General features: G+C 62.8%; 13 protein-coding genes. 9 read left to right on the top strand and 4 right to left on the bottom strand.

Features of this window, described 5'->3' with window-relative positions:
• The first annotated feature begins 22 nt into the window (after positions 1-22).
• Positions 23-4342 (top strand): YfbK domain-containing protein, encoded by a 4320-nt coding sequence (locus HAHE_RS20130; protein ID WP_338687017.1) that lies wholly within the window; start codon positions 23-25, stop codon positions 4340-4342.
• 72 nt (positions 4343-4414) lie between these two features.
• Positions 4415-11302 carry a hypothetical protein gene (locus HAHE_RS20125; RefSeq protein ID WP_338687016.1) on the top strand — a complete coding sequence of 2296 codons (6888 nt, stop codon included), beginning with the start codon at positions 4415-4417 and terminating at the stop codon, positions 11300-11302.
• Here HAHE_RS20125 and argH read toward each other — a convergent pair.
• Positions 11299-12654 (bottom strand): argininosuccinate lyase, encoded by a 1356-nt coding sequence (argH, locus tag HAHE_RS20120; protein ID WP_338687015.1) that lies wholly within the window; start codon positions 12652-12654, stop codon positions 11299-11301. The two genes, HAHE_RS20125 and argH, sit on opposite strands and share 4 nt — an antisense overlap.
• 58 nt (positions 12655-12712) lie before the next feature.
• Positions 12713-13213 (bottom strand): Fur family transcriptional regulator, encoded by a 501-nt coding sequence (locus HAHE_RS20115; protein WP_338687014.1) that lies wholly within the window; start codon positions 13211-13213, stop codon positions 12713-12715.
• A gap of 101 nt (positions 13214-13314) precedes the next feature.
• Between HAHE_RS20115 and HAHE_RS20110 the strand changes: the two genes are divergently transcribed.
• The 7 genes from HAHE_RS20110 (at position 13315) to HAHE_RS20080 (ending at position 20591) form a co-directional block, all read left to right on the top strand.
• On the top strand, positions 13315-13770 hold the full coding sequence (locus HAHE_RS20110) for a hypothetical protein (RefSeq protein ID WP_338687013.1): 456 nt from the start codon (positions 13315-13317) through the stop codon (positions 13768-13770).
• Between the two features lie 99 nt (positions 13771-13869).
• Complete coding sequence (locus tag HAHE_RS20105; RefSeq protein WP_338687011.1) at positions 13870-14400, top strand: STAS domain-containing protein; 531 nt, start codon at positions 13870-13872, stop codon at positions 14398-14400.
• The gene (locus HAHE_RS20100; RefSeq protein ID WP_338687010.1) at positions 14400-15848 is read left to right on the top strand and encodes a GAF domain-containing SpoIIE family protein phosphatase; all 1449 of its coding nucleotides are present in this window, start codon (positions 14400-14402) and stop codon (positions 15846-15848) included. The genes HAHE_RS20105 and HAHE_RS20100 overlap by 1 nt, the downstream gene beginning before the upstream one ends.
• A 45-nt stretch (positions 15849-15893) precedes the next feature.
• Positions 15894-16472 (top strand): nucleotide exchange factor GrpE, encoded by a 579-nt coding sequence (gene grpE, locus HAHE_RS20095; protein WP_338687009.1) that lies wholly within the window; start codon positions 15894-15896, stop codon positions 16470-16472.
• Positions 16473-16476: 4 nt separating this feature from the next.
• Complete coding sequence (gene dnaJ / locus HAHE_RS20090; protein ID WP_338687008.1) at positions 16477-17625, top strand: molecular chaperone DnaJ; 1149 nt, start codon at positions 16477-16479, stop codon at positions 17623-17625.
• Positions 17626-17632: 7 nt separating this feature from the next.
• Positions 17633-18349 carry an RsmE family RNA methyltransferase gene (locus HAHE_RS20085; protein ID WP_338687007.1) on the top strand — a complete coding sequence of 239 codons (717 nt, stop codon included), beginning with the start codon at positions 17633-17635 and terminating at the stop codon, positions 18347-18349.
• 85 nt (positions 18350-18434) lie between these two features.
• Positions 18435-20591: a hypothetical protein gene (locus tag HAHE_RS20080; RefSeq protein ID WP_338687006.1), complete on the top strand. Its 2157-nt coding sequence runs from the start codon at positions 18435-18437 to the stop codon at positions 20589-20591.
• Positions 20592-20597: 6 nt separating this feature from the next.
• Here the strand turns inward: HAHE_RS20080 and purB are convergent, their stop codons facing one another.
• Both purB and HAHE_RS20070 read right to left on the bottom strand, forming a co-directional pair.
• Complete coding sequence (purB, locus tag HAHE_RS20075; RefSeq protein WP_338687005.1) at positions 20598-22016, bottom strand: adenylosuccinate lyase; 1419 nt, start codon at positions 22014-22016, stop codon at positions 20598-20600.
• A gap of 52 nt (positions 22017-22068) precedes the next feature.
• Entirely contained in the window at positions 22069-22371 is a 303-nt protein-coding gene (locus HAHE_RS20070) for a metalloregulator ArsR/SmtB family transcription factor (RefSeq protein WP_338687003.1), read from the bottom strand.
• Positions 22372-22406: the final 35 nt, after the last annotated feature.

Genomic DNA, 22406 nt, shown 5'->3' with positions numbered 1-22406 from the left:
TGAACATCGAACGGAGAGAACCATGAACGACGACACGAACCAGCCACTGGAACCGGTGGGAGACGACGCGCTTGAGGCGCGGATCGTCGCCTGGGTTCTTGGCGAGGCTTCGCCGTTCGAGGCGGCTGAGCTCGAGAAGCAGGTCGAAGAGGATCCGGAACTGAAGCTGTTTGTCCGGAGGATCCGCATGCTCGACGGCCTCGTGGCCGAGAATGGGGAGAACAAACCAGACGCGGATTGGCGCCTGCCCGAGGCGAAACGCTGGCAGGTGATGAAGCTGTTAGGCGAGGACGACGAATCGAAGAAGAAGACCAGGCGTCGGAGCATGCCATGGTGGTCGGTCGCCGCCGCGCTGGTAGTCCTGACGGTCGCGTTCTGGGGGGCGATGGCGGGAATGGGTCGGGTGGGAAACTCGGTGGAGATGAGTCCGGAAATGATTGTCGCCTACTCGGCGGCAGCCGCTGACGAGCAAGCGCAGGTCGAGGTCACTCGTGAGTTCCACTACAATACGGAATACGAACCACCCGAGCTGCCTAATGGCACCTCCAATTCGCCTCGATTCTCCAGGCAGTCGGGAGCGGCGACGGACGGTTGGAAAGAGGATTCGCTTGCCGCAATGGAGGGAGTGGAGACCAACGATTCGATCTCTTTGGGTTCGATCGCCTATCGGTCACGAGATGCCGAGGTCGCCGAGCAGTCGATCGACGGGATCCTGCCGGCTCCGCAGAAGCCCGCGATTGTCTTGGAGCGCGACAAGGACGCGCCGGTCGCCTCGAACACCGTCGCGCCTGCCGCCGTTCCCGTTCCCGAACCGGAAGCGGTTGAGGAACCCAGCATCGTCTTCAGCGATGGCGACGGTTTTGGGAACGGGTGGGGTGTCACCGGTGGCGGTGGCGGAGGTTTCAATACCAATTCCACCGACGAGAAGAACTGGAAGATGAATTCCGGTGATGCAGGGCGTCCCGGGCAGGTCGGAGGGGGCGTCGCCGCTGAAAAAGGTGTCCCGCTCCTCGGAGATATTCCGGTCGGAGGTCGTTTGTTCGGCGAAGACGAATCGAAGGATGGCGAACCGGGTGGCGATCGATTCTACAGTGGGACCGCGGGCAACGTGAACGCTCCCGCCGATCCGGAAGGATCGGTCGCATCAGGTCCGGCCGTGGATCCGTTTTACGGGGTGAATGGCGGCACGAGCGACGGCAACTCGAACGTGGCCGGCGACCCTTTTGGCGACGCGAACATGGATGACTTCGTTACCGGACTTGAGAACGGCCGAGGCCGCGCTGCCAAAGACCGTCCGGAACCACCACCCGCACCGGCAACTCTGCCGACCGAGGAAGTCCGCTACAAGATCGATGACTCGGGACCGGTGCCAACGACGCGGCTCGCCAACCCGGTTCCCGATCAAGATGGCCGGACTGCGGGTCGCGGCGGAGAGGTGCCGCACGCTCGAGGTATGATTGTCGACCGCATCCCGCCTGTTACCGGTCAACCGGAACCGCCTGCTGAGAACGCCGAGGGCCTTGTCCAATTTCAGAAAGAGCGGCAGGCCGAGAACAAGAAGGTCCGGGAATTGGATTCGACGATGGCGCTCGGGATTGAATTGGAGCGCTTGGAGCGGGCAGTACCAGATGCCGGGCTGGTTGATGGCCGGAACGGGGCCTTGGCTGGCGGGAATGCGCCTGACGACTCGAAGCCCGTAAGTGGAAGCGGCAACATCAGCGGCTACTCAAAGTTGGTGGAGCAGGAGATGCTGCGTAGGCAGTTGTCGGTCGCGGAATCCGATCGGAAGCGCGACGACGCCCGCGATGCCTACTCGCGGGGCGAGTATGATGAGGCACGGGAACGATATCGCGAGAGCCTCGAGGTGCTCCCCGACGCGCCGCTGATGGAGGACCGAAAAGGATTCCTCAAGCAGTCGCTGGCGGATGCGGAGGTCGCGTCGGCAGAAGAGAGCCGGCGGATGGGGCGCTACGAGGAAGCCGAGCAGCTGCTCGACTCAGCTCTGAAGCGTGACCCTGGAAACGAGTATGCCAAACGTGCGAAGGAGGCCTTGCAAGATCCGATCCGCACGAATCCCGCCATGACGGGCAAGCACGACGAGCAGATTGAGGCGGTGCGCAGTTCGCTCGTCGAAGCCGAAGGCAAGATGGAGTTGGGAGACCTTGATGGCGCCCGAACGGACTACGAGGATGCTCTCAAGGTTGATCCCTACAATATGTCGGCGCGGCGCGGACTGGAGAAGGTCGGTGAGGCACAGTCGAGCTACTACCGGGCCGCTTACGACCAAACGCGGGCCGAGTTGCTTTCGCAGGTTGATGCTTCTTGGGAAATGACTGTGCCTCCGGTCGAAGGCGAGAAGCGGGAGGTGGCGCAGGCCGCCCAGTTGCAGAAGCTCAATGAGATCGTGATCCCCGAGGTTGACTTCAAGAATGTATCGGTCGCCGAAGCGCTCGATACGTTGAAAGCCAAGGCGCTTGAAGCGGATCCCAGCGGAGAGGGTATCAACCTGTTCCTGAAGACGCCGGACCGGCTCCCCGAAAACGACATGGAGCTTGGCGGGGGGAGCGAGGCGGACTCCAGGATTTCCGAGCTACGGTTGAGGAACGTGCCCTTGGGCGAAGCGCTCAACTATGTCGCGGAAGCTTCACGGATGAGGTGGTTCGCCGACGATCATTCGGTGGTCGTGAAGCCGGCTACCGAAGCCGGAGAGGATCTGCAGACGCGCACCTTCGAGGTCGCGCCGGACTTCATCGCGCGCCTGGCTACAGAGACCGAAAGCACGGCGGGCGTGATCGTCGACGATCCGTTCGCCGCGCCAACCGACTCGGCGGCTCTGCAAGGCAGGACCAGCGTTCGGGATCTTCTCGTTCGCAACGGTGTCCATCTGGGACCCGATTCTTCCGTTCAATACTTCCCGGAAAATTCAACGCTGTTGGTCCGGGGTACGGGAACGAGCCTCGAGCTCGTCGAAGAACTGACGAAACTTCACCCGGTGCCGGAGCCGGTGATCGAGCCACTTGATCTGATGGAAGAGGTTTCGGCGGCCGACGAGCCCTATTCGACCTTCTCCCTCCATGTCAGCGATTCATCCTTCAAAGTTGCCGCAGCGGCGATGGAACGGGGCGAGATCCCCGACAAGGAGGGCATCCGACCGGAAGAGTTCTACAACGCCTTCGACTACGGCGATCCGTCCCCGGCGAATGGCGAACCGGTGGCATGTGTGATCGAGCAGAGTGCCCACCCGGCATTTCCCCAGCGGAATCTGATGCGGGTGGCCGTGCGCACAGGGGCCGCGGGACGCGGCCAGTCGACGCCTCTCAATCTCACGCTGCTTCTCGACAACTCGGGGTCCATGGAACGGGACGACCGGGCCGCGGGTGTCGGCCAAGCAGTCGAACAACTCGCAAGCCTGCTCCAGCCGGGAGACAAGATCAGCGTCGCGGGATTCGCCCGTCAGCCGAGGCTTTTGGCGGACCGCCTGGACGGAAGCAACGCAGCCCAGCTCAACGGGTTGGTTGCCCAACTGCCGGCGGAAGGCGGAACCAATCTGGAGGATGCACTGACGCTCGGCTCCGAGCTCGCCACCCGCCAGTTCATCGACGGCGCCCAGAACCGGGTGGTCCTGTTCACCGACGGTGCCGCGAATCTCGGTGATGCCGATCCCGAGTCACTGAATCGGAAGGTCGAGGAACTCCGGAACAACGGCATCGCGTTCGATGCTGCCGGATTCGGGGCCGACGGACTCAACGACCGGCTCCTTGAACGGCTGACGCGCAACGGCAACGGCCGCTACTACGTGGTCGACACTCCCGAGGAAGCCGACGCGGGCTTTGCGAAGAAACTGGCAGGTGCGTTCCGGCCGGCCGCGGAGAACGTGAAGGTCCAGGTCGTTTTCAACCCGGACCGGATAAATCTCTACAAGCTGATCGGCTTCGAGGAACACCGGCTCAAGAAGGAGGACTTCCGCAACGACGCGGTGGATGCCGCCGAGATGGCTTCGGAAGAGGCGGGAGTCGCGCTCTATCAGTTCGAAGTGAAGCCGGAGGGGCGGGGGGAGGTCGGTGAAGTCCGTGTGCGCTTCCGTGATGCCGCGACCGGGCGAATGGTCGAGCGGAACTGGACCATTCCCTATGACCCGCAGGCACCTGCCTTCGACCGCGCGGCGCCTTCTCTCCAACTCGCCGGTCTGGCTGCCTTCACGGCCGAGCGCCTGCGCGATGCCCCGATGGCGGCTGCGGTTGACTTCCGCGAATTGGCACCGGTGGTGGGCAATGTCGCTGCGAAATACACGGGAGCCGAACCGGTCGAGAAGCTCAACCGGATGATCGGCCAGCTTCGATAATTTACCACGGATTTACCCAGAAGCCGCCTGCGTGCGGCGATAAAGCACCCTGTGAACCCCACCCGAGAATCGATGAAGACCTTGTTAGGAAGTAGGATCTGGACAGTCCTCGCGCTCGCCGCGATCACACTCAATGCCCGCGGGCAGGGCCTCGGTGAAGGTGTTGCGGTGGTTCCGGCGGAGAAGATCAAACAGCAACCGCCGCTCTTCTATTCGGTCGACGCCTCGACCACCGCCTCGCACAACGGCTCGCGTGCGCTCACCAGCATGCAGCTCACGGTGAACGTGCATCAGGGAAGGGCGGAGAAACTGTCGATCGGTCTCGCCGGAGATGGAGAAGTCACCGAGGTGAAGCCCCAGAAAGGCCAGATCCTCAAGTCGTGGGCGGTCCGCCGGGAATCCGATGGACGTCGATTCCTCGACCTGTTTCCCGAACTGCCGGCCGCGCAGCCACAGAGCCCTTCGTTCAATACGGTGAATCCGTGGTGGGACGGAATCGCGCCGTTCCGGCCGATCGCGCCTCCCGCGCCGGTGGTGGACGGACCGAAGACGTTCCGTTTCTCGGTGACCGCGACCCACGACCTGGATGATGAGACCGTTTTCGCACAGTTGCTTCCGGCGGCCGGGGATGCGGTCGGCTTCACGTCGAAACTGCTCATTCAGGAAGAGCAGGGGTTCCGGAGCAAGGTGCTCGAGATCGGAGGAATGGTGCGCGAGGAAGGTGAAGGCCTGCGCTTCCAAGGGAGTGGGCCTGCCAAGATGAGAATCGAAGTGGTTCCCGACACCGGCAAGACCGCCGGCATCGAACTGATCGATCCGCGTCTCACCGGACAGCTGGCCGAGGATGGCAAGAGCATGTCGTTCACTCTCACCGGCCGCGTCCGCACACGCGAAGCGGATGCGTCGCTGGTTTTGCTCAGGGGGGTTGCCCTGACGGGTGAGGTGTCCGGTCCGAACTGGCACGTCCGACTCGCGCGCGAGGGCAAGACCTGGGTTCACGAACTGGTCGCGAGTGGCGAGGCGTTTGGCGTGGCACCGCTTGAGCTCACCTTCGAGGTGGCCGCCGATCGGAGCGACGATTGGCGAATGCTTGCCTTCGACCTCCCGGCCGGGGTTGTGGTTCCGGTCCGGCTCGAGGGTCTTGGCGAGGAGCTGACTTTCGATCCGGGGCGCCAGCTCGTGCCCGAGAAGAAGGGCAAGAGTTGGTTGGGTTTCCTGAACGCACAAGGCAACGCGCGGATGGCATGGAAGGAGTCCGGAATGGAAGATGACGGCGCCTTGTTCTTTTCCTCGAGCGAGGTTGCCGAGGTTCGTGTCGGAGCCGGACTGATCCGCCAATCGTCGCAAGTGGGCTTCCGGATCCTGCAGGGCAAGCTGGAGACGGTACGCATCGGGATTGAGGGGCCGGGCGAGGTACTGTCGGTCGATGGCGATCCGGTGCTCGGTTGGTCGCTTCGCGAGGCCGACGGAAAACGCTTTCTCGACGTCGAACTGAGCCGCCCGATCGAGGGCACGGAACAACTGAGTGTGGTTAGCCAGTCGGCCCTCGGAGCTTTTCCCGTGAAGGCCGCTCCGATGCGCTTCCTTCCCGAAGGCACGCTACGGCACAGTGGTTACCTGCGCATCGCCAACGAAGGAGCGGTTCGGTTGGAGGTTGTCGGCGAGAAGGGAATGATGCAGCTCGCCCCCGCTCAGTTTCCGGGTGGCGAGGCGAAGGGTTTCCGCCAGGTCTTCGTCTACCGATTCCCCTCAGGGGACTATGAATATTCGGTCGCGGCCGATCAGGTGCTGCCGGAAGTGAGTGTGTCCGAGGTGACCATCCATGAAATGGGGGAGACCGACCGGCGCATTCTAAGCGATCTTGAGTTGGATATTCGCGAGGCCCCGGTGCGCGAGTGGAGCGTCGGGATTCCCGCCGCCTTCGCGGTGGCCGAGGTGACCGGAGCCGCGGTCGCGGACTACAGCCTGGCGAGCGAAGAAAAGGACGGCATGCGGATGCTGAAGTTCCTCTTCAGCGAGGCCGTGAGTGGGCGGCAGTTGATCCAGATGAAGCTGGAGAGAAATGAGGGAGCCGCTGCAGGTGAGTGGACGCTGCCACGACTTCGGCATGACGGAGCCAAGTCGAGTAGGGGTTACATCGGAGTCGCTTCGGCAGCCGGATACCGGGTCGTGCCCGGCGAAGTCACCGGACTCGTCGAAACCCCGGTCGATTACTTTCCGAAGAAGATGGCGAGACTTCAGCAGGGATTCCGGATCCGTGACGAGGCGTGGACCTGCACGATGAAGGTCGAAGCTCTTGCCCAGAGCGTGCAGGCGGACGTGTTCCATCTCTACTCGCTGAAGGAGGGTGTGGCTTACGGCAGTGTCGTCCTCAACTATTTCGTGGTTGGTGCTCCGTCCAACGAGTGGCGTCTGCGGGTGCCGGAAGGTATCGGCAACATCGAGGTGACCGGACAAGGGGTCGGGCGCGATTGGCGTCGCGAGGGTGAGGAACTCATCGTTCCGCTCGCCCGTCCCGCCCTTGGCGCGTCGATCTTGCTGGTGACTTTCGAGCAACCCATGAGCGCCCGGGGCGGAACACTGAAGCCTGGCGAGATCCGCCCGTTGGGCGTGCAATCGGAACGGGGCTACGTGCAGGTGACCAGTCCGCTCCAGGTGAATTCGTCCGTCACGAAGAGCGAAGGGTCCGTGCTTCGGATCGACGCCACGGAGTTGCCCGCCGAATACCGCCTGCTCACCAGTGCGCCGACACTCGGCGCTTGGCAGTACACCGCCGGAGATGTCGACCTTCAGATGGACATCCAGTGGTATGAGGTCGGCGAGGCGATCGGAGAGGTGATCGATTTCGCCTCGCTCGACAGTCATGTGTCGCGCGATGGACAGGTCGTCACGACCGCGCGCCTGTTTGCCCGCTCGAAAGGTGCGGCCACCCTTGAGTTCAATCTTCCCGAGGGTGCGAACCTGTGGGAGGCGCTCGTCGATGGCGAGCGGGTCAATGCCCGCAAGGACGGCGCCAAGACCCTCGTGCCCCTTTCCCGACAGGTGGATCCCAATGAGGCGGTCGAGGTGGTCCTGCGATATGGCCAGAGTTTCGAGGAGGAGCGGATCCAACTCGACGCTCCGAAAGTCGGCACAGCAACCGCCATCGCCAACTGGACGGTGCGCGGCGACGAGAATCGGCGCCTGATTCCCCATGATGCCGAGGGTGCCCAACTCGTTCGTCCGGTCACCACCGAGACCGGCTTCGAGTGGATCGCCAGCCATGGCCGACGGTGGGCTCCTCTCCTTCTGATGTTCGCCGTGATCGGGTTGGTGCTCGCCCGCATCCCCCCGATCCAGATCCTCGGGTTGGCCATCATGATCGGAGCCGCGGTGATGGCCTTTGTGTTGGCCGACAAGGCGCTCGATTTGCGGAGGGTAAGTTTGGGGGCGCTGGAGTACACCGCGCCTGCGATTCTCGGCAACGCCGATCTGCACGTCGTGGTCGACAATGTGGAACCATGGAAAGCTCTCGTCAGTGGTGCGGGGGTCTTTGTCGCCTTGGTCGGTTGCGGGCTTTTGGTTTGGGCGATCCTCAGGACGGTCGGACGCCAGTCGATGGTTCGTCCGCTGATCGCGGGAGGAGTCGCGCTGATCGCCTTCGGTGTGCTGGCTCAGCACGGCGGAGCGGTGCCATTTTTCATCCTGTTCGGGATCGCGCTCCTCGCCTTGGGCGTATTTCCGAAGGCAATCGCATTCTTCAAGGGTTTGAAGAAGACCCCGGCGGCCGCAGCAACAATGATTGCATTGGCATTCCTCGGACTAGGCGAGCGGGTGTTCTCGATGGAGCCGGCGGAGTCGATCGTCCAAGGCTGGGAACTCACCGATGAATCGTTGAAGGGTGAGATCGATGTGCGCGTCCGCGCTTCGGAGATCGGAGAACGATTCCATCTGCTTTCGGCGCCTGCCGTGCTCACCGGATTCAAGTCCGACGGCCTGAAGGTCGAGAAGCAGGATGGCGGCTACGTCATGATCGCCCAACGGGAAGGGGTTATCGAGGGCACCGGGTCCTACCAGCTCAAGGTGGGCTCACCTCGAAACGGTTTCGCGGTGCCGACCGGGCCGGCAGCCGTCCAGACGATTTACGCCCGCTACGAGAAGCCAGGTTGGCAATTCGAGGCGGATGGCGCCGCAAGGATCCGCGAGCAGGTCGTGTGGGCCGGCATGGCAGGAAAGGTTACGGAAATCCAGTTGGCTGCGGGCCAGCCGGGCAAGGTGCTGGTCCGCCCGAAGAAGCGCGACGCGAGCCAGGAAGAGGTGAAGTTCTTCACCGAGGTGGCTGACCTTTACCTCCCGGGACCCGGGGTGGTGAACGGGATCCACCGTGTCGCGGTCCGGCCCGCCCAGGGTGTGGTCGACGAACTCCTGCTGACCGTTCCGGACGGCTTTACGGTCGGCGACGTCTATGGCGGACCCGTCGGGCGCTGGCGCTTCAATCCAGAGACGCGCGAACTTCGCGTGGCGATCGAACCTGCCCAGGAGCGGCCGTTTACCTTCGAGGCCGCAACCCAGCAAGCTGCCGGGTCATTGCCGGTCGACCTCAAGCTGTCGCCGATGCGCGTAGGAGGCTCGTCAGGCTCGGTAGGAATGCTCGGCCTTGGCTTCGGCGGCGAAGCGCAACCGGAAGCCGTCGAGCCTGCCGGCATGGGAGAGATCAATCTCGACGACTTCCCGTCGGTGCTCATTCCGATGGACTCGAAGAAGCGCCCACTCGCGTTGCTTCAACACGCATTCCGGTATGGGTCCGACGAAGCATCGGTCAGCCTGAAGGTTGCTCCGGTTGCGCCGGAAATCCGTGCCGAGATGAAGCAGACCCTGTCGCTCGGCGACGACCGAATGGTGCTCGCCGCGGACCTGCTTGCCACGATCAGCCGTGCAGGCGTTTTCCGTCTCACGGTGGAACTGCCGGCGGGCATGGAAGTCGAGTCGGTGACCGGTGGTGCGCTCAGTCACTGGACCGAAAGCGAGGTCGACGGCGTCCGTTTGCTGACGCTCAACCTCAACGGGCGAACCATGGGGCAACAAAACTTCTCGTTGTCCCTGGCCGGCCCTTCGCCCGGCAGTATCGAGGCCTGGCCGGTTCCCCGACTGTTGCTGCGCGACGCGGCACGGCAGCGGGGAACGTTGAGCGTCGTGCCCGAGCGTGGACTCCAGGTGCGGGCCGTGAATCGTAGCAACGTCTCCCAGTTGGACCCACGCGAGATGGGTGTGCCGCGTCCGGGAGCGCTCGCATTCCGATTACTGCAGGCGGACTGGTCGCTGGAACTGGCGGTGCAGGAACTCGATCCGTGGGTCACCGCTCAGGTCCTCCAGCAAGTGACACTGCGGGAAGGGCAGGTGAGGACTCAGGCACGGCTGCTTTACCGCATTGAGAATGCCGCGCGCAAGAGCCTCCGGGTGAAGCTTCCGGGGCTCGATGAACGTGCTGCAGGGACAGTACGTGCCACGGGTCCGGCCGTCGGCGACTTCGTTCCGATCGACGGGGAAGAAGGTGTTTGGGAAATCCGTTTCCAGCGCGGTGTCGCCGGGGAGACGCCGGTGGACATCGAGTTCCAGCAGCAACGGCAAAGCGACTCGAAGGAATTCGCGGTGGTTCCCCTCGAGCTGACGGATGTCCGCCAGTCGTCGTATTTCATCGCTGTCGAAGCCGGTGGCCGACTCAACGCGAGTCTCGGCTCGATCCCCCGGGGTTGGCAGAAGCTTGACTGGAATGCGGTGCCAACCGTGCTGCGCGAGCTGCGTGGACCCGAAGTGCCCGATTTCACCTTCCGTGTGGCGGAGGCCGAAGCGCCCCTGCAAGTCGCCCTCGCCCGTCACGGACTCGCCGACGCGGAAGCCCTGCGCGTCACCGCGGGCCGACTGAGCACGCTGATCTCGATGGACGGATCATCGATGACGGCGGTGAAGCTGCAGATCGAGGTGGCGGAGAAAGCCAGCCTTCGGTTGCGCCTGCCCGGCGGCGCCAAGCCGTTCAACCTGCTCGTCAATGGCGAAGGTGTGCCATTGGTCCGGAATGGTGATGAGTGGTTGTTCTACGTAAGTCCTTCGCCACTCGGCGACGGTCCTGCGGAGGTGGCATTCACCTATTCTCTGGACGCGGGAGGAGTGGGCGAATTGGTCGCACCGCAGCTTGACGTGCCGCTTGAGAATCTGACTTGGGATGTATTCGTGCCCGAGGGCTGGCTGCTTGCCGACAGCTCGGGCGATTTCCAGTGGACCGGATCCGACGACGTTGGCGAGATGAGCCTGGCTGATTATCGCGGCTATGTTCAGCAACGTCGCGACCGCGGCAAAGCCGAGGCCGTTGCGGAGCTTGATCAGGGCTACGCGTGGTTGCAGGCGGGTCAACAGGACAAGGCCGGCAAGGTGCTCGGCAAGGCAGCCCGCAATGGCTACCTCGACGAAGCCTCGAACGAGGACGCGCGGGTCCAATTCCGGAATCTGAAGATGCAGCAGGCGGTGCTCGGCCTGAACACCCGACGCCAGCGGAACTACCTCGACAACCGCTTCAACCAGGTCGACGTGCCGAACCAGCAGATCGAACAGGCCGCCGAGGAGAACCCGATTCTTCAGGGTGACTACAACTTCGATCCGACCCAGTTCGACCGGTTGATGGCGGGCAACTCGGCCGAGGAAACGAGCTCGCTGCGTGAGATCGCCAACGCAATCGTCGAGCAGCAACTGGAAATGGAGGGCGCGCCTGACGCGCTGAGCGTCGATCTCCTCGGCCAAGGCCGCTTGCTGCGCTTCGAGAGAAGCCTTCAGGTGAAGGGCGATCAGCCAATGACGCTTCAACTCAAGCTTCAGCCGGAGCGTCCGAAGGGCTGGTTCTACGGAGGACTGATCGGCCTGCTTGCCGCCGTCATCCTGGTGATCGGATGTCGCCGCGAGAAAACTCCGGAGCCGGCCGACAAGGACTAAAGTCCGGACTCTCGCCAGCGGCGGATCTCCGACCGAACATTCTCAACCGATGGCGCGCCCGGATTCGTACGGGCCGCCAACGCTCTCCCTAGGTCAAACACTGAACCGGCCTCACTGGTGTAGGCAGGGTCGATCGCGCTCAGGTCGAGTTGGTTCAGCGGGGTGCCGGTTTTGACGGATTCGGCGACCGCCTTCCCGACGAGTTCGTGCGCATTGCGGAAAGGGACGCCTTGCTTCACCAACCAGTCCGCGAGATCTGTCGCGAGCAGCATGGGGTCGCTGGCGGCCCTGCTGCAATTCTCCTCGCGCACCTCCATGGCGGCGATCATCTCGGCGTTCACCGCGAGCGTGAGCTTGAGGGTGTCGATGGAATCGAAGAGTGGTTCCTTGTCTTCCTGAAGGTCACGGTTGTAGGTCAGCGGGAGGCCTTTCACGGCCGTCAGCAGGCTAACCAGATTGCCGAGAAGGCGTCCGGTTTTGCCGCGGGTAATTTCGCAGACGTCGGGATTCTTCTTCTGCGGCATCAGCGAGGAACCCGTCGTGTGCGCATCCGACAGGGTGACGAATCCGAACTCGGCCGAGCACCAGAGGATCAGGTCTTCGGATAGTCGGGACAGATGCACGCCGCAGAGGGACATGGCGAAGAGGAACTCGACGATGTAGTCGCGATCCGAAACGGCATCCATCGAGTTCGTGGATATGCGGTCGAAGCCAAGCTCGTCGGCGATCGCCTGACGGTCGAGATTGATCGTCGATCCGGCGAGTGCACCGGACCCGAGAGGGGAAACATTGAGCCGCTTGCGGCAGTCGGCGAGACGGCCGAGGTCACGATCCAGCATCTCGACGTAAGCGAGAAGGTGATGGCCGACGGTCACGGGCTGGCCCCGCTGAAGGTGGGTGTAGGCGGGCAGCACGGTGGCAGCATACTTCTCGGCACGATCCAGAAGCGCGCTTTGGAGGGAGCGAATTCCGACCGAGATCGCGTCCACCTCGGCCCTACAGTAAAGGCGGGTGTCGGTCGCAACCTGATCGTTCCGTGAACGGGCGGTGTGCAGCTTCGCACCCGCCGGGCCGATCCTGCGCGTAAGCTCGGCCTCGATATTCATGTGGATATCCTCAAGGGACGTCTTGAACTCGAATTTGCCGCCGTCGATGTCGGCCTCGATTTGCCGCAGTCCGTTTTCGATCTGGTCGAATTCCTCGGAGGTCAGGAGTCCGGCCTCACGCTGGGCGTGCGCATGGGCGATCGAGCCGGCCACGTCCTGCTTGTAGAGCCGCCAGTCGTAACTGATGGACTCGCCGAACTGCTGGACGAGTTCGGCGGTTTCAACGGCAAAGCGACCTTTCCACATGATGTTGCGTTTTGGAGATTGATTGAGGGGGATCCGTGAATGGCTTCGGCCATCCGGTTCAGCGTTTCCGCGCGGGCAGGCGTTTGCCCGAGACCCGGGCCGCGATCAAGTTCGGACATGCGCCCTTGGTCCGCAGTTGCTCGCAGCAGGCCTCGATCTTGATCGTTTGGCGGACCGGCCGAAATCCCATCCTGCGCGTCAGGCAATCGTTCAGCAACTCGAGGTGCGAGTCCTCGAACTCCAGGACCTTGCCGCAGTCGATGCAGACGAGATGGTTGTGGCTCGGCTTTTCCAGGAAGTTCGGATCGTAGGTCTTGAGGTCGCCGCCGAGGTCGATCTCGTGGAGCAGCTTGGCCTCCACCATCAGTGCGATGGTCCGGTAGACCGTGGCTCGCGACGCGTTGATGTTGTTCCGCCGGACCCGGTCGAAGAGTTCCTCGGACGTGAAGTGCTCGTCATTGGCGAAGGCGAGCCGGGCGATGGCGTCGCGCTGGGGCGTGCGGCGGAGGCCCTTGCGCCGGATGAAGGCGTCGAGTTTGGCAAGGGCGGCATCGTCCATGGCGGGGATGCTAGAGCGGGTGAGGTCCGGAGGTGAAGCATTTCCCCGGGAAGGCAGCTTTCCGGATTGGCAAGCGGCGTTGGTTCGCTTGAATGCCCCTGATGCACTTTCGGAACGCGTCCGCCCTTTTCGCCGCGCTGGCCCTGTCGGCTTGCGGCACCAACGAGATCCTCGACGTGAGGCCCACCCACTTGCGCAGCCTTGAGGTGGTCGACTCCGACCAGCCGATGATCCGCGGCGATCAGCAGCGGCATTTCTACGGCGCGATCGGAGTCCGGGAGCAAGAGCAGCGCCTCGGTCACTACTATGTGGTGCTCTGGAACGAGGATTCGGTCGGAGAGCCGGTCCGGGTGGTCTTCGAGTATCAGCAGGCGTCGACGGCGAGCAAGATTCACCGGCAGGTTCAGGAGTTCGACCCGTCGTCCGACAACGGTCGGGCGGAATTCCGGATCACGGGTGATTCCTACCTTGAAGGGGGGCGGGTTCTGGCATGGAAGTGCAGCCTTTTCCGCGGCCAGCGGGAGATCGCGAGCCGGCACTCCTACCTGTGGGAATAAGGGAAATTGCGCAGCCAAAACCGAGCGATGAGCGGTTGACCGTCCGGCCGACGCTCGCCTAAGTTCCAATGCGGACCAGACGTTGCCCGCAACCTTCCTGTGGATAAAGAGACTGGCATCAAGTTCGGCGTCCTCGACGGATTCACCTGGATCCGGTGCGAGGGCAAGGGTTCGTTCATGCAGAGTCCCGCCCTGAAGGAGTGCACCAAGCAGCGGCAGGACGAGGGCGAGAAGTACTTCGTCATCGACCTGCAGGCCTGCACGGGCATGGACTCGACCTTTATGGGCTTCCTCGCCGGTCTGTCTGCTAGGGTCGGTCGCAGCGACGGGTGGGTGCACATCGCCTCCCCGGGTGACAGGAACCGCCAGTCTCTTGAGGATCTCGGACTCGACTGCGTTCTGGAGATCTCGCCGCCCGAGGCACCTTGGCGTGGCAAGGCCGATGAGATCCGGCAGGGGCTCCAGCCCTATGTCGGGAAGCGGCTTCCGGGCATGAGCGAGCGGGCACGCCACGTGCTTGAGGCTCACCGAACTCTCGCCAATACCAACGAGGACAACGCGAAAAAGTTTGCCGGTGTCCTTCAGGTGCTTGAAAAGCAGGCCTCCGACGATCCGGAGACCGAAGGCTGATGCCCGACCTTCCCCACCTCATTGCCTACGCCGTCTTCGTTGTCCTGCTGGGGGCGCTGGCGATCATTCTGATCCGGCTGCAACGGAAGGTGCGGCGCAAGAAGGCGCTGCTGAGGTCATTCGAGGGAGAAGAGGCCCGGATGTTCGAGTTTCTGCACAATCTCGGCGTCTCAATCGGTGCCGAGACCAGCTCGATCGGGCTCTACCGCATCATCGTCGAGGGCCTTGACGAAGTGGTGAAGGCCCGGGGTGGGGCGCTCTATCTTCTGGATGAGAGCGGCGAGATGCTCCAGCCGAAGTATCTGTCGGAGAATTGCCCGGCGCTGGTCGGCGTCCCGCTTGAGGTCCGCAAGAAAGCGGAAAGGGACTCGAGGGCGATGGACAGCTACCTACGATTGTCGCAGGTCCCGGCAGATCAGGGCGTCTTCGGAGCGGTCCTTTCCTCCGGCCAGGCGATCCACTTCGGTGACGTGAGATCGCATGAGTCGTTTCGGGACGCATTTCTCGGCTATGGTGGTGGAGAGGTTGCCGCACTGGTGGCGCCCCTGCGGCACGCCGGCAAGGATATCGGGGTGCTGGCTGTCGCGAGGACGAGAGAGGACGGGAAATTCTCGGCCAATGATTTCGCGGTGTTCCGGTCTGCTGCCGAGCAGTCGGCCTTCGCGCTCGGCAATGCCCTCGTCTACAAGGACGCGCACGAGAAGCGGCAGTTCGAGAGCGAAATCCGGAACGCGAGCGAAGTGCAACGGGTGCTGCTGCCTCAGGCCGATCCGGTGATTCCCGGCTTCCGGGTCGCCGGTACCAATGTGCCTGCGCGCATCATCAGCGGCGACTACTACGACCACCTCGATCTCGACAACGGACTCCATGGCGTCGTCATCGCCGATGTCTCGGGGAAGGGGGTCGCGGCGGGATTGATGATGGCGATGTGCCGGAGCGTGCTCCGCTGCCGCGCAGGCTCACTCGCGAATCCCGTGGAAGTTCTCGCCGCGGTGAACCGGCAGCTCTTTCCCGACATCCGGGAGGACATGTTCATCAGCCTCTACTACGGTGTGATCGATTCCGAAAGCGGGACCATACGGGTCGCCCGCGCCGGACATGACGCCGCTCTCCTGTTCCGGGCGAAGGACCGGACCGTCGAGGAAATCAAGCCCCCCGGTCTCGCGCTGGGCGTCGACGAGGGCGACGTCTTCGAGCGGGTGACGAAGATGCGCGAACTGACGTTGGACGCGGGAGATTGCCTCTTGTTCTACACCGACGGGGTCAAGGAGGCGGTCGACGACCGCGGCGAGGAATTTGGCATGGTCCGGCTCCGTACCTCATTTCTCGAGAACGCGGTGCTCGGGGCCGAAGCGACGATAGCCGGAATCCAGAGGGATCTCCGGCAATTCGGTGGCGAAGCGCCGCAAATGGATGACATCACGCTTCTGGTTCTGGAACGGCGTTGACTTGAGGGGGTTGACGATCCGCCCGGCGCGTGACAGGTAGCGGCCATGAATTCGAGCGATCCCGACGTGAAAACCGAGGAGGAAGAGGAAGTTCCCGTGAATCCGGAGCTGTCGGAAGAGACGCCCGCCGCTGAGGTGGATCCGGAGACCGATGAGCAGGATCCCTATGCGGCTCTTGAGCAGGATGTCCTGAAGTGGAAGGAGCTCGCGATGCGTACCGCCGCCGATTTGGAAAACTTCCGGAAGCGGGCCGCGCGGGAGCGGGAAGAGTCCGTTCGCTACGCGAACCAGTCGCTGCTCGAGGAACTTCTGCCGATCCTCGATAACTTCGAGATGGGGATGCAGGCGGCGGCTCAGGAGAAGGATTCGATGGTCTTCGTCGGGATGGATATGGTGAGAAAGCAGCTCAACGAGTTCCTTTCGGGAAGCGGTGTTACCGAGGTTCCTGCCGAAGGGCTCGAGTTCGACCCGAACCTGCACGAGGCGGTCTCCCAAGAGGAAAGTTCGGAAGTCGAGGAGGGTAAGGTGATCCGTGTTGTCCGCCGGGGCTACACGCTGCGTGATCGCCTGTTGCGGCCCGCCAGCGTTGTCGTTTCGAAGTCACCGGAAGCGAAGCCCGACTGAATCCATGGCGGATCGAGATTTTTACGAGGTCCTCGGAGTCGCACGCGATGCGAGCCCGGATGAGATCAAGAAGGCCTACCGCAAGCTGGCGGTGAAATTTCACCCGGACAAGAATCCGGGGGACTCCGAGGCGGAGGAAAAGTTCAAGGAGCTCGGCCATGCCTACGAGGTGTTGAGTGATGCCGACAAGCGGGCAGCCTACGACCGCTACGGCCATCAGGCGTTCGCCGGTGCGGGAGCGGGTGGTGGTTTCGGTGGTGGCGGCTTCGGCGGTTTCCACGATCCGATGGACCTCTTCTCGCAGGTCTTCGGGAACGCGTTCGGTGGCGGCTTCGAGGAGTTTTTCGGTGGTGGCCGGCGCACGCGATCCGGCAAGCAGCGGGGTAGTGACCTTCGCTACGACCTCGAAATCTCGCTTGAGGAGTCGGCCAAGGGTTCTGAGAAGGAACTGGAGATCGAGCACCAGCTCCCCTGTGGCCGATGCTCGGCGACCGGTTCGAAGAATGGCGGTGGCTCGCGTCCGTGCACTACCTGCGGCGGACGCGGCGTGGTTGCCCGCCAGGCCGGAATCTTCATCCAGCAAACGACCTGCCCGGAGTGCCGGGGAGCGGGTGAGACGGTCACCGACCCGTGCACGGACTGTCACGGCGAGGGCAGGGTCCAGAAGCCGAGCCGGATCAAGATTCGGATTCCGGCCGGAGTCGAAGACGGCACGCGTCTACGTTCGTCCGGGAATGGCGACGCAGGAGTTCGGGGAGGAACCCCCGGCGACCTTTACGTCTTCCTGCACGTCCGGGAGCACGATGTGTTCGAGCGGGAGGGGAGTGACCTTTACTGCCGCATGCCGTTGCCGTTCAGCACGGCCGCGCTCGGCGGCGAACTGGAAGTCCCCACCCTTGACGGAAAGGCGTCCATCCGGATTCCACCCGGCACCCAAGGAGGCACCCTGTTCCGTCTCAAGGAACGTGGGATGCCGGTCTTGTCCGGAGGACGGAAGGGTGACCTCCATGTCGAAGTGCAGGTCGAGGTGCCGACACGGCTGAACACCGACCAGCAGGCCAAACTGCGGGAATTCTCGGAATCAATCGGCGAGCACAACTCGCCCATGCAGGAATCCTTCTTCGAAAAGGCGAAGCGCTTTTTCGGCACCTGATGTTCCGATGGCCCGCTTCTTCCTCGATCCGGGTGACTGGAGTGGAGCAAGCGCACTGACAGGCGCGGAAGCTGCCCATTGCGCCCGGGTCATGCGGGCCGACATTGGGGACCGTGTTGAGGTCTTCGATGGAGCGGGGCGGTCGGCGTCGGCGATCGTTACCTCGGTGTCGAAGTCGCGGGTCGATCTCGAACTCGGCGAAATCGTTGAGGAACCATACCCCCAAGTGCCGGTGCATCTTGTCATCGCTGTGCTCAAGGGAAAGGCGATGGACTTGCTGATCCAAAAGGCCGTCGAACTCGGCGCGTCCTCGATCATCCCCGTCGTTTGCGAACGCACCATCCCGAGAAAGGAATCCGGACAGACCGAAAAATGGCGGAGGACGGTGCTTGAGGCGTGCAAGCAGAGCGGGCGTAGCCGCATGCCGGAGATTGCCCCCTTGGCAACGTTTGCCGATGCAGTGGATCGGAGCCCTGAGCCGGCCGAACTGAGGGTCATCGCTTCGTTGGCGGAGGGCGCCCAACCGAGTCGGGAAGTCATTGGGCCTCAAGAGCGACCACAGAGTTTGTGGATTCTGGTGGGTCCGGAGGGCGATTTCACAGCCAGCGAGACCCAACGAGCGCTTGAAACGGGCTGGCGCCCCGTAAGTCTCGGGAATCACGTTCTCCGCAGCGAGACCGCAGCCATGTTCCTCCTGTCCGCCGCGGCCTACGAATTTCAGTAGGAGGGCTGCACTGTAAGTTTGCTTGAGTTTTTTAGAAAACTTAAGTAAACGGGTGCCCGTGGCGGGCGTTTTTTACAAATCATGCGTGGCGGCGACCCTGTTGGGCACGCTCTCGAACGCATGGTCGGGCACCGGGCCGGTCCCGAGTACTGGCCTCACGGTGGATACGACCGACCGGAATGCGGTGCTCGCCTTCTGGAATTCCTTCTATGGTGCATCGCAGAACTCGGCTTCCGTGATGGCTTGGTCTGGCTCCTACGGTTCCACCTGCGACCCGGGCACCAACTCCTTGGCCTACACGGAAGCAATCGAGCGTCGGGTAAACTTCTACCGAGCTCTTGCAGGCATCCACGGCAATGTGGTGGTCAACTCGGGAGCGCCCGTCGTGATCTTCGGTACGGACGCCCACCAACCCCCGGCCACAACCACCAAGACGGAGGCGGCTCAATGGGCTGCTCTGATGTTCTCCTACGCGGGACAGATCAACCATAACCCGCCGCCCGCCCAACCCTACTCGTGCTGGTCATCCCGTTCATGGAACGGCGCAAGCAAGTCGAACCTCGCAATCGGCTTCCATGGACCGGATGCGATTGACGCCTACCTTCGCGAGAACGATCCGAACACGCTGTCGATCTGGAGCACGACGGTGGGTCACCGCCGCTGGATCCTGATGCAGTCGGCTACGGACTTCGCCAGTGGCGACGTTCCCGGGAACGGTGGCAGCCGCCAGCCTACAAACGTGCTGTACGTCGTGCCAAGCTTCGAGGAGCTGATCGCCGTCACGCCGAAGTTCGTGTCGTGGCCATCCGCCGGTTACTTTCCGGATCAGCTGATGGCGAAGCAGTGGTCGGTCAGCTATCCTGGCGCCGACTTCTCGAATGCAACCGTGAGCATGACAGACGAGAACGGATCGACCGTTTCGACCTCAATCGTCGACCGAACCACTTTGGGATTTGGCGAGCCGACCATCATCTGGTCGGTGCCGGACTCGGTAGCGGCACCTTCAGTGTCTGCTGATACCTCCTACCATGTGACTGTCTCCGGCATCGTCGTCGCGGGACAAACGGTCGCTCACAGCTACTCGACCACGGTCTTCGATCCTGACGTACTCGATGTTCCCCTCGAGCTCGTCGGCACGGCGACACCGCCCGTAGACGGGGCCAACTATTTTTTCGAACCGGTTCCCGCGGCGGAACAACATTCGGTCATCGCATCCGTGTCGGAGACCGCTTCGTGGACCGAAGGCGCCGAGGATGGCGAGTCCGATCATATTGTGGACGGCACGGATCCTGTCTACGAGCTTCGCTCTTCAAGCGGTTTGAAGCGATCGGGAGCGAAGGCGTTTCGTCTCGGATTTCCGGCTGCGGGCGCCCCGCCACAGTGGTTCGAGATCGATCGGGAGGTGGTCCCGTTACCGGGATGCGAACTTCGCTACTACGTCCGCCGTGGGTTCATGCAGGCCGCGACCAAGCTTGAGGTCCAGTTTTCGACGGATGGGAATCTCTGGGCAACCGTCGATACCCTCAACGGAAAGTCGACGAACTCGCTCGACGACAGCTCTTTCAATCTTCGAACGGTCCCGATGAGCTCGGCTTCCCCGGTCAGGGTCCGCTTTGTGATGAGTCACGGAGGAGGTGCCGTAAACGTGGTCGGACAACACAACAGCGTCGGTGTTTTCATCGATGACATCACCGTCTCGAACGCGGAGTGGGTCTCGACACAGGTCGAGATTCCGGCTGCCACCGCCGCGGGAATGGTTCGGCTGGATCCCGGAAGCATCGGGTCTCTTGCCTCGGAAGGGCAACAGTTGAAGTTGCGGCTCAGCGCCAGCTTGGGTGGCCGGCCCTACCTTTCCAGCGAGCAACTGGCGGTCACGTTCACGGGTGGCATTGGTGGCTTTTCCGACTGGATCGCCGCCGAGTATCCCCAGGTTTCCGGTGGGTTTGGCGACGATCATGACGGCGACGGCCTCGAGAATGGAGTCGAATACGCATTCGGGCTGAGCCCGATCGCAGGGTCTCAGCTGTCCCGGAGTCTGATTCTGTCAGGGGGACAACTGCAGCTCCGAACCCCGCTCTCGCTCCAGCGCCCGGGCGTCTCCTACGAGATGGAGACCTCCCCCGATCTTTCGATCTGGTCGACGTCGGGATCCACGGTGATCTGGAATGACGGCGAACTTGTCGGCAGCTCCGCGTTGCCTGCGGGCAAGGGTTTCGCCCGCTGGAAGATCACCGAGAACTGATCCGGTTCAAAGGATGGAGCCGGGTTGATACGCCGCCGCTGCGGGGTAGGCCTCGGCAAGTCGGTTGACGTTCTCCACGAATCCCTGAACCTGCGCGGCGGCTGCGCCCGCGTTGCTCTCGCCGGCAGCAACGATTCCCGAGAGCTCCTCGATCGTGAGCGGGATGCGTTCATCACCCGCAAGCCGTTCGACAAGATTGTTGGTCGAGACCTTGCCGGCCCGTAGATCGTTCACCGTTGCGACGGCATGCTCCTTGATCGCCTTGTGCGCAGTCTCCCTGCCGACGCCCGCCTTCACGGCCTCCATCATGATCGTCGTCGTCATAAGGAAAGGGAGATAGTGGGTGTTCTCCCTCCGGATCACCGCGGGGTAGGCATCCATCTGGTCGAGGATCGTCAGGAACGTCTCGAAGAGACCGTCGATCGCGAAGAACGCGTCTGGCAGCATCACCCGCCGGACCACCGAGCAGGAAACATCTCCCTCGTTCCACTGGTCACCCGCAAGACCTGATGCCATGGCGAGGTGTCCCTTGAGGATCACATGGAATCCGTTGACCCGTTCGCAGGAGCGCGAGTTCATCTTGTGGGGCATCGCACTGGAACCGGTCTGCCCCGGCGCAAATCCTTCGCTCGCCGTTTCGTGTCCGGCCATCAGGCGCAGGGTCTTGGCCATCGACGAGGGTCCGCTGGCAAGGTCGGTGAGGGCAGCCACCGAACGGAAGTCGAGTGACCGGGGATAGACTTGGCCGACATTTGTCCAAACTGCCGGCATCCCGAGGTGGGCGACGACCCGCTTTTCGAGTTCGGCAACCTTCGCGGCGTCTCCGTCGAACAGGGAAAGCTGGTCCATCTGCGTTCCGACCGCACCCTTCAGACCGCGAACCGGGTATCGGTCGACGAGGTCCTGAAGCGCGGCGTGTGCGGAGAGCATTTCTTCACCGAACATCGCCAGCCGTTTCCCGAAAGTGGTCGGTTGCGCCGCGACGTTGTGGGTGCGCGCGGTGATGACCAGATCGGCCCACTGCTGGGCCCTGCGGGAGAGCCGGGCAAGCGTGGCGACGGATTTGTCGCGAATGATCTGCAGGGAACGGAAGACCTGCAGCTGTTCCACATTCTCCGTGAGGTCCCGGGAAGTCATTCCCTTGTGAACATGCTCGTGGCCCGCGAGCCCGTTGAACTCCTCGATGCGTGCCTTGACGTCGTGTCGGGTGACCCGTTCCCGCTCCATGATCGACGCGGTATCCACCTGATCCTTGCACGACTCGTAGGCCGCGATGGCCTCGGCGGGGATGTCCAGGCCGAGGTCCCGCTGGGCCTTCATCACGGCAATCCAGAACTCTCTCTCGAGCACAATCCGCCCCTCGGCGGACCAGATGTCTTGTAGGGCGGGGGAGGCGTAGCGTTCGGCGAGGACGTTCGGAATCACGGGCCGGGGGTATCCGACACCGGCCCGGTACGCAAGATCGGGGACGCTGCGATCAGAATTGCAGCTTCTTCGGTCGGGCTTCCCGGTTGAGCTTGTCGCAGGCGATCCTGCAGAGCTCCATCACGACCGGCTCGGCGACCGAGTAGATCACGCTCGTGCCCTCCTTGCGCCTCTCAATCAGCCCCGCATCGTGGAGGATCTTGAGCTGCTTGGACACATTGGCCTGCGTGGTGGGAAGAAGCGCTACAAGTTCGCCGACGGAGCATGGCCCGGATTTCAGCTCCTGCAGAAGTGCCAGTCGGGTTGGTTCGGAAAAGGCGCGAAAGAAGGTCGCGACGCGCTCCAGCTCTGCCATGCCGAGATTCATGAAGGCAGAATGCCCGAAAATTC

It is taken from the genome of Haloferula helveola (assembly GCF_037076345.1).
Lineage (GTDB): Bacteria > Verrucomicrobiota > Verrucomicrobiia > Verrucomicrobiales > Akkermansiaceae > Haloferula > Haloferula helveola.
Note: the sequence above shows the minus strand (reverse complement) of the source record. Positions and strands in the feature narration are given on the sequence as shown.